The sequence below is a fragment of the Erythrobacter sp. genome (assembly GCF_023653175.1).
Taxonomy (GTDB): Bacteria; Pseudomonadota; Alphaproteobacteria; order Sphingomonadales; family Sphingomonadaceae; genus Erythrobacter.
Genome location: NZ_JAMNXL010000096.1, coordinates 1 through 13,804, shown reverse-complemented (window position 1 = coordinate 13,804; position 13,804 = coordinate 1). Strand labels below are relative to the sequence as shown.

At 68.4% G+C, this 13,804-nt stretch carries 15 protein-coding genes; 6 read left to right on the top strand and 9 right to left on the bottom strand.

Annotated features, from left to right (window positions below; translation table 11 throughout):
* From NBV68_RS11605 to NBV68_RS11595, 3 genes are all read left to right on the top strand, one after another.
* The coding region (locus NBV68_RS11605; protein ID WP_296310031.1) for an AAA family ATPase at positions 1 to 1,375 on the top strand (1,375 nt) is incomplete at its 5' end.
* A gap of 128 nt (positions 1,376 to 1,503) precedes the next feature.
* The gene (locus NBV68_RS11600; protein ID WP_296310030.1) at positions 1,504 to 1,893 is read left to right on the top strand and encodes a hypothetical protein; all 390 of its coding nucleotides are present in this window, start codon (positions 1,504 to 1,506) and stop codon (positions 1,891 to 1,893) included.
* Positions 1,894 to 2,010: 117 nt separating this feature from the next.
* Positions 2,011 to 3,018 carry a ligase-associated DNA damage response exonuclease gene (locus NBV68_RS11595; protein WP_296310028.1) on the top strand — a complete coding sequence of 336 codons (1,008 nt, stop codon included), beginning with the start codon at positions 2,011 to 2,013 and terminating at the stop codon, positions 3,016 to 3,018.
* A gap of 40 nt (positions 3,019 to 3,058) precedes the next feature.
* Here the strand turns inward: NBV68_RS11595 and NBV68_RS11590 are convergent, their stop codons facing one another.
* Entirely contained in the window at positions 3,059 to 3,376 is a 318-nt protein-coding gene (locus NBV68_RS11590; RefSeq protein ID WP_296310025.1) for a hypothetical protein, read from the bottom strand.
* 110 nt (positions 3,377 to 3,486) lie between these two features.
* On the opposite strand from NBV68_RS11590, the gene NBV68_RS11585 reads away from it, so the two are divergent.
* Genes NBV68_RS11585 through NBV68_RS11575 form a run of 3 tightly spaced genes read left to right on the top strand, consistent with a single transcriptional unit; the run spans position 3,487 to position 6,290 of the window.
* Positions 3,487 to 5,085 carry a cisplatin damage response ATP-dependent DNA ligase gene (locus tag NBV68_RS11585; RefSeq protein ID WP_296310024.1) on the top strand — a complete coding sequence of 533 codons (1,599 nt, stop codon included), beginning with the start codon at positions 3,487 to 3,489 and terminating at the stop codon, positions 5,083 to 5,085.
* A gap of 55 nt (positions 5,086 to 5,140) precedes the next feature.
* Entirely contained in the window at positions 5,141 to 5,656 is a 516-nt protein-coding gene (locus NBV68_RS11580) for a DUF1993 domain-containing protein (protein ID WP_296310022.1), read from the top strand.
* 1 nt (position 5,657) lies between these two features.
* A complete protein-coding gene (locus NBV68_RS11575; protein WP_296310021.1) occupies positions 5,658 to 6,290 on the top strand; it encodes a DUF1275 family protein in 633 nt (210 codons plus the stop codon).
* On the opposite strand, the gene NBV68_RS11570 is transcribed toward NBV68_RS11575, so the two are convergent.
* The 8 genes from NBV68_RS11570 to NBV68_RS11535 are packed head-to-tail and all read right to left on the bottom strand — an operon-like array spanning position 6,287 to position 13,661.
* Complete coding sequence (locus NBV68_RS11570; RefSeq protein ID WP_296310020.1) at positions 6,287 to 6,568, bottom strand: DUF167 domain-containing protein; 282 nt, start codon at positions 6,566 to 6,568, stop codon at positions 6,287 to 6,289. The genes NBV68_RS11575 and NBV68_RS11570 overlap by 4 nt on opposite strands.
* Positions 6,568 to 7,131, bottom strand: a complete 564-nt coding sequence (locus NBV68_RS11565; protein ID WP_296310019.1) for a gamma carbonic anhydrase family protein — start codon at positions 7,129 to 7,131, stop codon at positions 6,568 to 6,570. Before NBV68_RS11565 ends, NBV68_RS11570 begins: the two co-directional genes overlap by 1 nt.
* A gap of 11 nt (positions 7,132 to 7,142) precedes the next feature.
* Positions 7,143 to 9,365 carry a fused MFS/spermidine synthase gene (locus tag NBV68_RS11560; RefSeq protein ID WP_366068146.1) on the bottom strand — a complete coding sequence of 741 codons (2,223 nt, stop codon included), beginning with the start codon at positions 9,363 to 9,365 and terminating at the stop codon, positions 7,143 to 7,145.
* Positions 9,358 to 9,936: a GNAT family N-acetyltransferase gene (locus tag NBV68_RS11555; protein ID WP_296310016.1), complete on the bottom strand. Its 579-nt coding sequence runs from the start codon at positions 9,934 to 9,936 to the stop codon at positions 9,358 to 9,360. Before NBV68_RS11555 ends, NBV68_RS11560 begins: the two co-directional genes overlap by 8 nt.
* On the bottom strand, positions 9,933 to 10,487 hold the full coding sequence (locus tag NBV68_RS11550) for a GNAT family N-acetyltransferase (protein ID WP_296310015.1): 555 nt from the start codon (positions 10,485 to 10,487) through the stop codon (positions 9,933 to 9,935). Before NBV68_RS11550 ends, NBV68_RS11555 begins: the two co-directional genes overlap by 4 nt.
* Positions 10,484 to 11,044, bottom strand: a complete 561-nt coding sequence (locus NBV68_RS11545) for a GNAT family N-acetyltransferase (RefSeq protein ID WP_296310014.1) — start codon at positions 11,042 to 11,044, stop codon at positions 10,484 to 10,486. Before NBV68_RS11545 ends, NBV68_RS11550 begins: the two co-directional genes overlap by 4 nt.
* Entirely contained in the window at positions 11,037 to 12,032 is a 996-nt protein-coding gene (gene hemB / locus NBV68_RS11540; protein ID WP_296310012.1) for a porphobilinogen synthase, read from the bottom strand. Before hemB ends, NBV68_RS11545 begins: the two co-directional genes overlap by 8 nt.
* Positions 12,033 to 12,077: 45 nt before the next feature.
* Complete coding sequence (locus NBV68_RS11535) at positions 12,078 to 13,661, bottom strand: peptidoglycan DD-metalloendopeptidase family protein (protein WP_366068151.1); 1,584 nt, start codon at positions 13,659 to 13,661, stop codon at positions 12,078 to 12,080.
* Positions 13,662 to 13,804 lie beyond the last annotated feature (143 nt).

The following is a 13,804-nucleotide window of genomic DNA, read 5'->3' as shown; positions in this document are numbered from 1 at the left end:
CATCGGCTCGACCACCTACAAGGAATTCCGCAACCACTTCGAAAAGGACCGCGCCCTGCTGCGCCGGTTCCAGAAGATCGACGTGAACGAGCCGACCATCGAGGACACGATCAAGATCCTCAAGGGTCTGCGCACCGCCTTCGAGGATCACCACAAGGTCAAGTACACCCCCGACGCGATCAAGACCGCGGTCGAGCTCTCGGCGCGCTACATCAATGACCGCAAGCTGCCCGACAAGGCGATCGACGTGATCGACGAGGTCGGCGCGATGCAGATGCTGGTGCCGCCAAGCCGCCGCAAGAAGACCATCACCGCACGCGAGATCGAGCTGGTGATCGCGACGATGGCGCGCATCCCCCCCAAGTCGGTCAGCAAGGACGACAAGAAGGCGCTGGAAAACCTCGAGCGCGATCTCAAGCACGTGGTGTTCGGGCAGGACGATGCGATCGTGCGCCTGTCGACCGCGATGAAGCTCTCGCGTGCGGGCCTGCGCGATCCCGACAAGCCGATCGGCTCTTTCCTGTTCAGCGGCCCCACCGGCGTCGGAAAGACCGAGGTCGCGCGCCAGCTCGCCACCATCATGGGGATCGAGCTCAAGCGCTTCGACATGTCCGAATACATGGAGCGCCACTCGGTCAGCCGCCTGATCGGCGCGCCTCCGGGCTATGTCGGCTATGATCAGGGCGGGCTGCTCACCGATGCCGTCGACCAGAACCCGCATTGCGTGCTGCTGCTCGACGAGATCGAGAAGGCCCACCCGGACCTCTTCAACATCCTCCTCCAGGTGATGGACAACGGGCGGCTCACCGACCACCACGGCAAGACGGTCGATTTCCGCAACGTGGTGCTGATCATGACCACCAATGCGGGCGCTGCCGACATGGCGCGGCAGGGCATCGGCTTCGGCGACGTCAGCAAGCAGGACGCGGGCGACGAGGCGGTGAAGAAGATGTTCACCCCCGAATTCCGCAACCGTCTCGATGCGATCGTGCCCTTCGCCTATCTCGGCAAGAGCATCGTTGCCCGCGTGGTCGACAAGTTCATCCTCCAGCTCGAACTGCAGCTGGCCGAACAGAACGTCCACATCCAGTTCGACAGCGACGCGAGGAGCTGGCTGGCCGACAAGGGCTATGACAAGCTCTACGGCGCCCGTCCGATGGCCCGCCTGATCCAGGAAAAGATCAAGCAGCCGCTCGCCGAGGAACTGCTGTTCGGCAAGCTGGCCGAGGGTGGCGAGGTGCATGTCAGCATCAAGGACAACAAGCCGATCTTCGAGATGACCCCGGCCCCGCCCAAGGTGAAGCCGGCCAAGAAGGTCTCGATGAAGAAGGGCGCTTCTGCCAAGAAGCCCGCGACCGAGACCGACGAGGGCTGATGCGCTTCGGTTTGACGACAATGGCGGCGGCGGGGGTGCTTTTGAGCGCCTCCGCCGTCGCCGCGCAAGATGACAAGGACTTGGCCGCGGATTCAGCCGAACGGCCTGTCCAGTCCGGCAGCTGGCGCATGAGCGCCACCAAGAAGGGCGCGGACGGCAAGCCCGAATGCACCGAGGTGTGGCACTTCAACGCCGACGGCACGGGCCGGGTCGAGAGCGGCGAGGAACGGATCGACAAGACCTGGCGCACCGAGCAGAAGGAGGAAGGCACCTGGCTCTTCACCCGCTCGATGGCATCCAATGGCGCGCCCGACTGTCTGGGCAAGACCCGCGATCCCGCCAGCTTTCCGCGCAATCCGAGCGGGGTGCTGCTGATCTTCTTCAACAATGGCTACGCGATCCTGTGCCAGCCGACCTATTCCAGAGGCCCCGACGGCACTCTCACCCCCACGCATATGTTCAGCGAGGAAAACTGCTGGGGCCGCCTCGCACCGCTTGAGCCACTTGCCCACCCCTAACCCCTCCCGCAAGCGGGAGGGGGACTGGTTGGCGCTGATGCTCCCCTCCCGCCTGCGGGAGGGGCTGGGGGTGGGAATTGCACGGAACTCAAACCACCCGATTCCCGTATCTCCCCCATGACCGCCCCGCCCTTCTCCTGGATCCGGCCCGAGCGTCACGGCATCAACATCGTCCCCGCCGACGCCTGGGTCGATCCCTCGCGCCCCGTGCCGCGTGCGCTGGTGACACACGGGCATGCCGATCATGCGCGCGGCGGGCACGGCATCACCATCGCCACGCCTGCGACGCTCGCGATCATGGAGTTGCGCTACCAGACCCGCGAAGGCGCCTCTCCGGCGGAGTATGGCGAGCGCATCGACATCGGCGGCGGCGTGACGGCGACCTTCCTTCCCGCCGGCCACGTGCTCGGCTCGGCACAGATCCTGCTGGAACACGCGGGCGAGCGGGTCATCATCACCGGCGACTACAAGCGCAGCGCAGATCCGACCTGCCCGCCCTTCGCAGTCACCCCCTGCGACATCTTCATCACCGAGGCGACCTTCGGTCTGCCGGTCTTCACCCACCCCCCCATCGCCGAGGAGATCGGCAAGCTGCTCGAAGCGCGCGCGCAGAACCCCGACAGCTGCATCCTCGTCGGCGCCTATGCGCTGGGCAAGGCGCAGCGGGTGATCGCGGAGCTGCGGGCGGCCGGGCACAGCGAGACGATCTGGCTCCACGGCGCGATGGAGGCAATGTGCCGGCTTTATGAGGAACACGGCGTGATGCTGGGTGATCTGCGGCTGGTGAGCGATGCGACCAAGGATCAGATGCGAGGGAGCATCGTGATGGCCCCGCCGTCAGCCCTCACCGACCGCTGGAGCCGCCGCCTGCCCGAACCCGTGACCGCAATGGCGTCAGGCTGGATGCGCGTCCGCCAGCGCGCCCGCCAGCGCGGGGTCGAGTTGCCGCTGGTGATCTCCGACCATGCCGACTGGACCGAACTCACCCGCACGATTCAGCAGGTGAATCCGCAAGAGACCTGGATCACCCACGGCCGCGAGGAAGCGCTGCTGCGCTGGTGCGAGCTGAACCAGCGCCGCGCCCGCGCGCTGGCGCTGGTGGGGTACGAGGACGAGGATGATTGAGGCGAGGATGATTGGCACCCCCGCCCCCGTTCACTTGCGTTTACTTGATTTCCGCCAGCCCGGCGGCGATCTTTGCCAGCATGTCCTCGGTGATCAGCCCCTGCGAGAAGGGGGCGAGCGCCTTGAGGCTCAGCGACTTGAACTGCTCGTAGGCCGGGTGCAGGGTGATGTCCTGCCCGTTGAAATTCGCAGTCACCACCGCCTTGGCGCGCTCGTCCGCCATCAGCGTCTCGATCGGGGTGTCGATGGTGAAGGCCGGCGCGGGCGCGGGGGTGGCGGTATCCTGCGCGAGTGCGGCGGCAGGTGCGGTCACGGCGGCAAGAGCAAGACCGAGGGCGGCAAGAGGCGCAAACTTCATGGAGCGGTTTCCTTGTTGGCAACTGGGCTGACACGAATGTCAGCAGAGCCCTCTAGCGAATTTATGTGGCCGCGCAATGAACGGGCGGGGCGTTCAGGGGGCTGGGCCTGATGGAGGAATTCGCCGCCCTGCTCGATGCGCTGGTCTACACCACCAGCCGCAACCGCAAGCTCGCGCTGATCGCTGCGTATCTGCGCGGCGCCCGCGATCCCGACCGCGGCTGGGCGCTCGCCGCACTGACCGACGGGCTCGATTTCCCCGCGGTGAAGTCCTCGACGGTCCGCAATCTGATGATGGAGCGGGTCGATCCCGTGCTGTGGGCGCTGAGCCGCGATTTTGTCGGCGATACGGCCGAGACAGCGAGTCTGCTGTGGCCCGAACCGGAGGACACCGCGCCGCTGCCCGATCTGTCGCTGGCCGAAGTGGTCGAGCGTCTTGCGGCGCTCACCCGCGCGACAGCCTCCAAAGAACTTCCCGCGCTTTTCGACCGGCTCGATGCCAAGGGCCGCTATGCGCTGATCAAGCTCGCCACCGGGGGGATGCGGGTCGGCGTCTCGGCCCGCCTCGCCAAGACCGCCTTCGCGATGGCCTTCGAAGTGGCGGTCGAGGAGGTCGAAGAATATTGGCACGCGCTCAGCCCCCCCTATGCCGAGCTGTTCGCCTGGGGAGCGAGGGGCGGCCCGGTGCCAGACCTCGCCCACACCCCGCGCTTCCGCCCCTTCATGCTCGCCCACCCGCTCGAGGACGGCGAGGTCGACCTTGCCGACTACGCCGCCGAGTGGAAGTGGGACGGGATCCGGGTGCAGCTGGTCAGGGCGGGCGGCATGACGCGGGTCTATTCGCGCTCGGGCGACGATATTTCCGCGACCTTTCCCGAACTCCTCGACGTGCTGCCGATCGACGCGGTGCTCGATGGCGAGCTGCTGGTGCGAGGGGTCACGCAGGGCGGCGCGGCCGGGGGCGCGGCGAGTTTCAATGCGCTCCAGCAAAGGCTCGGGCGCAAGACCGTCGCCAAGGCGATGCTGCGCGATTACCCCGCCTTCGTGCGGCTCTACGATGTGCTGCTGCTCGAAGGGACGGACTGGCGCCAGGCCCCGTGGAAGTCGCGCCGCGCAACTCTGGAGGCGCTGATGCCGCGCCTCCCCGCCAGCCACTTCGACCTCTCGCAGCTGGTCGAGGCACCGGACTTCGCGGCGCTCGCCGCGATCCGCGACACGGCGCGCGACGAGGCGATCGAGGGGCTGATGCTCAAGCACCGCGAGAGCCCCTATGTCGCGGGCCGCAAGGTCGCGCTGTGGTACAAGTGGAAGCGCGATCCGCTGCTTGTGGATTGCGTGGTGATGTATGCCCAGCGCGGGAGCGGCAAGCGGTCGAGCTTCCATTCGGACTTCACCTTCGGCTGCTGGGACGGCGATCCGGATGCAGGCGCGGAGCTGCTCCCCGTCGGCAAGGCCTATTCGGGCTTCACCGACGAGGAGCTGAAGAAGCTCGACCGCTTCGTGCGCCAGAACACGCTGAACAAGTTCGGCCCGGTGCGCGAGGTGGCGCGTGCGCTGGTGTTCGAGGTCGCGTTCGATTCGGTCCACACCAGCAAGCGCCACAAGAGCGGCCTTGCCATGCGCTTCCCCCGCATCCACCGCATCCGCTGGGACAAGCCCGCGCACGAGGCGGACAGGTTGGAAACGCTCAGGGGGCTGATCAAGGATTGACGCAGGGCCGCGCGTGCCGCAAATAGGTTGCAAATAGCAACCGGAGAGAGAAGCAATGTCCTACGCCACCGCCGCCCTTGCCACCTATGCCAATATGCTCGGCACGCTCGATCACATCGTAACCAAGGCGGGAACCCACGAGAAGGGCGAGGCGCTGCTCCAGGCGCGACTGGCCGAGGACATGTTCCCGCTCGCGACCCAGATCCGCTTCACGCTTGATCAGGTGGTGACCGCGCTCAACCGCTTGGGGAACGCAGGGGCCGCCTCCGACGACAGCGACATCACCACCTTCGCCGAGGCGCACGCCCGCATCACCGCCGCGCGCGAATTGGTCGCTAACACCGATCCCGCCACCTGGCCGGCGAGCGGCGACATGGTCGAGTTCACGCTTCCCAACGGCATGACCTTCGCGATGCAGGCGCACGAATATTGCCGCGACTGGGCGACGGCGCAGTTCTATTTTCACCTCATGGCCGCCTATGCGATCCTGCGCGCCGAGGGCGTGGCGCTCGGCAAGATCGATTATGTCGGCTACATGATGCGCTACATGAAGCAGCCGAACCCCGCATAAGATGCACCGCTACGACCCTGCGCGCCAACGCCTCGCCCTCGGGCTGGCCGCGCTGGCGGGGCTGGTGGATGCGACCGGATTCGTGGTGGCGGGAGGTTATTTCACCTCCTTCATGTCGGGCAACACCACGCGGATGGGGGTTGAGCTGGTTCATTCCCCCGCCTTGGCACTCGCCCCGCTGGCGCTGATCGCGGCGTTCCTCGCAGGCGTGACCGGCGGCGCGATGGTAGGCCGGCGCTTTGCGGGGCGACACAAGCGCGTGTTGCTCGGATTGGTCGCCCTGCTGCTGACGGGCGGCGCGGGACTGCTGGTGGCGGGGCTCCCGGTGCTCTTCCTCGGCCTCGCGGCCATGGCGATGGGCCTCGCCAACAATGTCTTCGTCCGCGACGGCGAGGTGACGGTCGGCGTCACATACATGACCGGCGCGCTGGTGCGCTTCGGGCAGGGGATCGCAGGCCGGCTGGCGGGCGCGCCGCTCGAATCGACCCGCGGCTACGGGTTGCTGTGGAGCGCTCTTGCACTGGGCGCGGCGGTGGGCGGGGGGCTGTGCCTGATCGCGCCGCTGTGGGCTGCGGGGCTGGCGGCATTTGCCGCGCTGGCGCTGTGGGGCCTTGCCTTCGCGGTCGAGCGCTAGAGCTCCACCGCGAGCAGCTTCTCCCGCGAAGCCGCGCCGCGCAACAATCTCACCCGCGAGGGCGCCAGTCCGAGTGCCCGCGCCACCACCGAGATCACTGCCTCGTTGGCAGCGCCCTTGTCTGCCGGCGCGCGGACCTTCACCAGCACGGCTTCATCGAAGAGCGTCACCGAATCCTCGCGCGCCCCGGCCGTGACCCTGACGGCGAGACGCCCGTCGGCGCCAATCCGCCCCCGCAGCGCCTCCGCATCCGGCAAGAGCGCCGGAGGCCGCGCCATTACTTGAGCGCCGCCGCCACCGCCGCCGCGTGATGCTTGGCGTTCTCGGCATAATGCGCCGTTCCGATCCGCATTCCCATGATCGCGCCCTCGTCGAGATCACGCATCTTCCTCGCCGGACGCCCGCCCCACAGCTCGCGCGGCTCCATCACCTTGCCCTCGGTCAGCATCGCGCCCGCCGCGAGCATCGCGTCGCTGCCGATCACCGCCTTGTTCATCACGATCGCACCGAGGCCGACGAAGCCGCGGTCGTGGATCGTGCAGCCGTGCACCATCGCCATGTGGCCGATCAGCACATCATCGCCGATCATCAGCGGCGAGCCCTCGGGGTCGCCCGGGCGTGGCGGATCGCAGTGGAGCACCGAGCCGTCCTGCACATTGGTGCGCGCGCCGATGCGGATCGAGAATACGTCGGCGCGCAGCACGCAATTGTACCAGATCGACGAGCCCTCGCCGATTGCGACATCGCCGATGATCGTGCAGCCGGGAGCGATGAAGGCGGTCTCGTGGATCTTCGGCGTCTTGCCGTGGATCGGGATGATGTTGACGCCTGGACGGTTCATTTGCTCTCCCCTCAGTGGAAATTCTTCCAGATCAGATGCGGCAGGATCGAGGCATAGTCGTCGCGCCACACCTCGGCCGCCGGCGGGGCGAGTGGACGCCACTTGCCGTCGGCGGTGAGCGCCTTCAGCTGCGCCGGATCGCGCGACATCGCCACCCAGGTCGATCCGGTCAGGCCCTTGCCCGAGGGGCTGTCAATCCGCACGGCAGATGCCAGCTTGCCCTCCTTGGCCAAGGCCGCCAGCACCGGCTCGAGCCGGATGAAGCGGTTGGAGATGTGCATCAGCAGCAGGCCGTTAGGCGCGAGGGTGCGGAAATAGCCCTCCTGCGCCTCCCTGGTCATCAGATGGAGCGGGATCGCGTCCGAGGAGAAGGCGTCGACCACCAGAATGTCGAAGCTCCCCGCCGGAAGCTTTTCCAGCTGTAACCGCGCGTCGCCGATGATCGTCGGGGCCTCCGGCGCGCAGGATTGCATGAAGGTGAACTGCCCGCGGGTCGAATACTCGAGCACCGCCGGGTCGATCTCGAAGAAGGTCCAGCTCTGCCCCGGCTGCTTGTAGCAGGCGAGCGTGCCGACGCCGAGCCCGACGACGCCGATCCGCGCCCCCTCGCCGAACATCGCCGGAGCCTTTGCGAGCGCCAGACCCACCCCCGCCTCGCGGCCGTAATAGGTGGTCGGCTCGAGGATCTTGCCCGCGTCCAATCGCTGCACCCCGTGGAGCGTGGTGCCGTGGATCAGTTGCCTGAGGTCATCGGTCCCGTCACGCACGGTGTAGATCCCGAAATAGCTCCGGCTGCGCAGCCCCGCAAAGCTGGTCTGCGCCTGCACCATCGCGCCCAACGCAGCGATCAGCGCGGCGCAGGCGGCGACGAAGGCCCAGCGCCGCGCCGCGAGCAGCACCGCGGCAACGATCAGCGCGGCGAAGATCGCGAGGTCGATGACGCCCCACTCGTCGTTCAGCATCGAGCGATCGAACAGCCGCAGCGCGCCGATGAACAGCGCGAAGAGCAGCGCGATGATGCCGAGCCGCGCGCCCTGCTCGCTCGGGAACAGCCTGGCGAGGAGTCCCGACCAGGTGCCCAGCGGCAGCAGCGCGGCCGCCGCGAGGATCAGCAGAGGGTGTTCCCACGTCCAGTCGAACACCAGCGGCGCGATCAGCGCGGTGAACAGCCCGCCGAGCACGCCGCCCGCCGACATCACGAGGTAGAACTGGGTGAGGCGCGCAGGCTCCGGCCGATCCTCGTAAAGCCGCGCGTGGAGCGCCACCGCGACCACGAACAGCAGCATCAGGCTCGCCGCGACCGCGAGCATGCTCGGGCGCGAGGAGCCGAGCATTGCGAGAGCGCCAGCCGCCGCGATCACCACCGGAGCGATGACGGTCATGGCGCCCGCAAGGCCGCGCTTCTCGGCAAAGGCGAGGCTGAAGGACAGAAGGTAGAGCCCGAGCGGGATCACCCACAGGAGCGGCATCGCGAAGATATCGGTGGTGAGGTGGGTGGTGGTCGAGAGCATCAGCCCCGAAGGCACCGCCGAGAGCGCCAGCCATGTCAGGATGCGCCTGGCCCCGGGGGCGGGCTCTGCGGCGGTCGTCGCAGCGGCGGCGATCACCGCCGGGGCGGGTGCTGTGCGGCGGGCGAGGCCGACCAGCGCCACCAGCACCACCAGCGCGCCGTAGCCCGCGGCCCAGTATCGGCTCTGCTCGCCCAGGGGCAGCACCGGCTCGACCAGCAGCGGATAGGCGAGCAGGCCGGCAAAGCTCCCGAGGTTGGAGGCGGCATAGAGCGGATAGGGATCGCCCGCGCGCGGGTGCGCGGCGAACCATTGCTGCATCAACGGGGCCTGCGCCGAGACGACGAAGAACACCGGGCCGATGGTCAGCAGGAACAGGTAGGGCACCCACAAAGCCTCCTGCCCCGCCTCGGGCGGAGCGATCGCCGGAAGCGCGATGGGTAGCGTGAAGGCGGCGGCAACCAGCAGCGCCAGATGGATCAGCGCCTGCCGCCCGACCGCGAGGCGCGACAGCGCATGGGCATAGGCATAGCCGCCCAGCAGCAGCGCCTGGTAGACCAGCATCGCGCTGTTCCAGACATTGGGCGCCCCGCCGAGGCGCGGCAGCGCGAGACGCGCGACCAGCGGCTGCACGAGGAACAGCAGGAAGCTGCCCGTCAGGATCATCACCGCGAACAGCCAGCGGCGCGGGCTCGCGCCGGGCGCGGCAGAAATGTCGTCAGTCAAGGCTTCGGTCCCCATTGCCCCCGCGTGCCCATTGCCCGCGCGTGATCCCGTATTGGATCGCCGGGTTATACGCGGGTGGCATTGCCGGATCGTTGAAATCAAGCTCGGGCGCGCGAATCATGCCCAGTTTCTCCATCAGCCGCCAGCTGCCGACATTGTTTTCGATGGTGATGGCGACGATCCGGGGGGCGCCGTGGGTGGCAAAACCCCAATCGAGAACCGCGCGCATCGCCTCGTGGGCATAGCCCCGCCGCCAGCGATCCTCGCGCACCAGCCAGCCGATCTCGAAGTCTTGCGGGTTGGGCGCGAGCGGGTGGGCGACATGGCGCAGCCCGCAATGGCCGACCATCGCTCCGGTCGCGCGCTCCTCCATGATCATGAAGCCGAAGCCATGCGCGGCGAAACTGGCGCGGGCGGCGGCGTGCTTGGCGGCGATCACTTCGCGCGGCTGCACCCCGCCGAGATCTTGCATCACCGCGGGCGTGTTGAGCAGCGTCATGTGCGGATCGAGGTCGTCCTCGTCGATCTGGCGCAGGATCAGTCGCCCGGTGGTGAGCACGGGTGCCGTCACGCCGCTTCCCATACCTCGCGCGCGATGGAATAGGCGATGATGCGCGGGTTTTCGGCGTCGAAATCGGCGCTGTCGAAGTCGAGATCCTCGCGCCGCGCCATCCCGAGCCGCGCCATCAGCCCCCAGCTGGCGGTGTTGCGCGCCACCGTCAGCGCGATCACCTCGCCAGCCGCGAAGCGGCCGAAGGCGAGCGCCAGCGACGCCGCAGCCGCCTCCCGGGCATAGCCCTTGCCCCAGGCATCCTCGCGCAGGCGCCAGCCGACCTCCATCATTCCCTGCGGCCCGCCCGGCTGGTTCGAGCGCTTGAGCCCGCAGAATCCGAGCAGCGCGCCGTCCTCGCGCCGTTCGACGACCCAGAAGGTGTGGCCGTAATCGGCCCGGTAGCTCTCGATCCGCGCGCGGGCAGCGCCGCGTCCGGCTTCGTCCAGCACCCCGCCGAGCCAGCGCATCACCGGGGGCGTGTTGGTAACGCGCCAGAACTCCGGCCAGTCATCCTCGCGCCAGTCGCACAGGGTCAGACGGGCGGTGTCGTGGCGGAACTCTGGCGTCATGGTTTCCGGGGTGGCGCATCCAGCGACCACACCGTCGTCGGGTTGTCCTGCGGCGGATAGTCGGGATCGACATAGCCGAGCTCGGGACGGAAGGTGAAGCCGAGGCGGTGCATCATCCGGGTCGAGCCTGCGTTGGACTCGCTGGTCTGCGACCAGATGCGGGGCAGGCCCAACATCCCGAAGGCGAAGCCGAGGGCCCCCTCGGCCGCCTCGGTCGCATAGCCCTTGCCCCAATGGCTTTGCGCAAAAGTCCAGCCGATCTCGCGCTGGCCCTGCAAGGCGGGCGGAGCGGCGGGGGAGCGGAGGTGGAACAGGCCGACGCGGCCCACCCTTTCTTCGGCGTCACGCAGCCACACCGTCCAGCGCCTGTGCCCATCAGGCGCGGCAAAGGCGGCGATGTCGGCGGCAAGGCCCTCCTCCACCTCATGCGCCGTGCGCACCCCGGCGAGATGGCGCATGACGCTCTCGGTGTTCATGGCGGCGAGCAGCCACGGCAGATCCTCCGCCACCGGGGGACGCAGGATCAGGCGCGCGGTGGCGAGAGCCCCCTCACCCATTCAGCAGGCGGGCGGCGTGGGCGGCGTGGTAGGTGAGGACGCCGCTGCACCCGGCGCGCTTGAACGCCAGCAGCGTCTCGAGCACCAGCGCGTCGCGGTCCCCCGCGCCCGCCGCCGCCGCCGCCTCGATCATCGCGTATTCGCCGCTCACCTGATAGGCGAACACCGGCACGCCGAACTCCGCCTTCACCCGCGCTGCGATGTCGAGATAGGCGAGCCCCGGCTTGACCATCACCGAATCCGCGCCCTCGGCAATGTCCATCGCCACTTCGCGCAGGGCCTCGTCGCCATTGGCCGGGTCCATCTGGTAGGTCTTCTTGTCGCCCTTGAGCAAGCCGCCGCTGCCCACCGCATCGCGGAACGGGCCGTAGAAGGCGCTCGCATATTTGGCGGCGTAGCTCATGATCTGGACATTGGCGTGCCCATTCATCTCGAGTGCGCGGCGGATCGCGCCGATGCGGCCGTCCATCATGTCGGAGGGCGCGATGATGTCCGCTCCCGCATTGGCCTGATTGACCGCCTGATCGACCAGTGCGGCGACGGTCTCGTCGTTCACGACATAGCCCGCGTCATTCACCAGCCCGTCCTGCCCGTGGGAGGTATAGGGGTCGAGCGCCACATCGGTGAGCACGCCGATCGAGTCCCCGCAGACATCCTTGATCGCACGGATCGCGCGGCACATCAGGTTGTCGGGATTATGCGCCTCGCCCCCGTCATCGCTGCGAAGCTCACGCGGGGTGTTGGGGAACAGCGCGATCACCGGGATGCCGAGTTCCACCGCCTCCTTCGCGCGGGCGACGATGCCATCGACCGACCAGCGCGAGACGCCCGGCAAGGTCGCGATCGGCTCCTCGACCCCCTCTCCCGAGGTCACGAACAGCGGCCAGATCAGGTCCGCGGGCGTGAGGATGGTCTCGCGGTGCAACGCGCGGCTCCAGCCGGTCGCGCGGGTGCGGCGCAGGCGGGTGTTGGGGAAATGTCCGGTCATGCTTGCGAGACTTACGCGCAATCCTTGGCCGACGACAAGGCCTCGTTACGGCTTGCGCGGCACCGGCGGTTTGGGGGCAGGCGTCGGCCCCGCCACCTTATCGATCTCGCGCACCGGCTCCTTCACCTCGCCCTCAGCCGGGGCAAGATCCTTGAGCGCGGCGCCGACCTCGATCTCCTTCAGCTTGATCAGCTGGCGGCGGAAATCGATCAGCTCGGTGCCGGAAAGCAGCGCGCGACTGACGAACTGCACCGTGGCCGGATTGATGACCCGCCCGCCGCGATACATCTCGTAATGGAGGTGCGGGCCGGTGGAGAGGCCGGTCGAGCCGACATAGCCAATCACCTGCCCACGCCGCACCGACATGCCGGGGGCGACCGCCATTCGGCTCATGTGGCAATAACGGGTCGCAAGGCCGCCGCCATGCTCCAGCCGCACTTGGATGCCGCACCCGCCCGAGCGGCCTGCGCTGGAAACGCGGCCATCGCTGACCGCGACGATCGGCGTGCCGTAGCCGGCCTTGAAGTCGATCCCGGCGTGCATCCGGGTGTAGCCGAGGATCGGGTGGCGGCGCATCCCGAAGTTGGAGGTGACCGCGCCGGGCACCGGGGCCAGCAGCCCGCGGCGCTGTTCGCCCACGCCCGAGGCCTCGTAGAACCGCCCCTCGCTCCCCCAGCGCATCAGCTGGGTGCGCGGGTTGCCGCTGCGGTCGATCCCGGCATAGAGCAATTGCCCCGCCATCCGCTCGCCGGTCGCGGCGCGGCGGTAGGCGAGGATGATGTCGAATTCGTCGGTCGGGCGGACTTCGCGCTCCATGTCGATCTGCGCGTCGAGGGCTTTCAGATATTCCTGCACCGCGCTCGCTGGGACGCCCGCGGCGCGCATCGAGCGGTAGAGGCTGGAGCCCACCACCCCGCGCAACCGCAGCGGGGTCTCGTCGACGCGGATCACGTTGCGCTGGAGCGCGAGCGGCCCGGCGGGGATCACGGGGGTGCCGTCAGGATTGACCTCGCCCACACCGGGGCGGGTCAGCGCAAGTTCGAGATCGAAGCGCGCGCGGAACGACAGGCTGTCGAGCGGGCGCGGCTGGCCAGGCGCGGTGCGGCGGCCGAGGATCAGGTCCATCTGGGTGCCCGGCTGGATGTCGCCCACCGCCACCGCCTGACCGACCAGTGCGGCGGCACGGTCGATATCCTCGCCCGCCACGCCCGCACGGCGCAGCATTGAGGCGAAGCTGTCACCCGGCGCGAGGGTCACGACCATCTGGATCTGCGGCCGCTCGGGCGCGCTCTTGAGCGGAATCACCGCCTGGGTCGGCCCCATCCGGCGGCCAGAGTCGGCACCCAGCGCAAGCGGCAGGATCATCTGGCTGCGCATCTCGCTGTCGACCGCCTCGCCGCGCGGCATCGCGGGACGGGCTTCGAGCGGGGTGAGATCGGGCCAGCACGCCAGCGCCACCGCGCCCAGGCCGACCATCGTGCCGAGCCCGCGCAGCCAGCGGCGGCTGCCGATATCCTCGGCAAGATCGGGGGCGAGGTCGAGCCGGTCGAACCAGCGCGAGGCGTCAACGCGCCATGCCTCGTAAGCTGCTGAATAGCCGGCGATGCGCGTCGCCAGCTTGCGCCGGATGCGCTGGCCCAGCGTCGGCCGGGCGAGCTTCTCGCCGTTACGCAGATAGGGGATGAGTTCGCGCGCCTGCGACGGGTCGAGCGGCTGCGGGATAACCGCCAGCGCGCGGCCTTCCCCTTCGCCAAGGCTATCCCCGGCGTCCT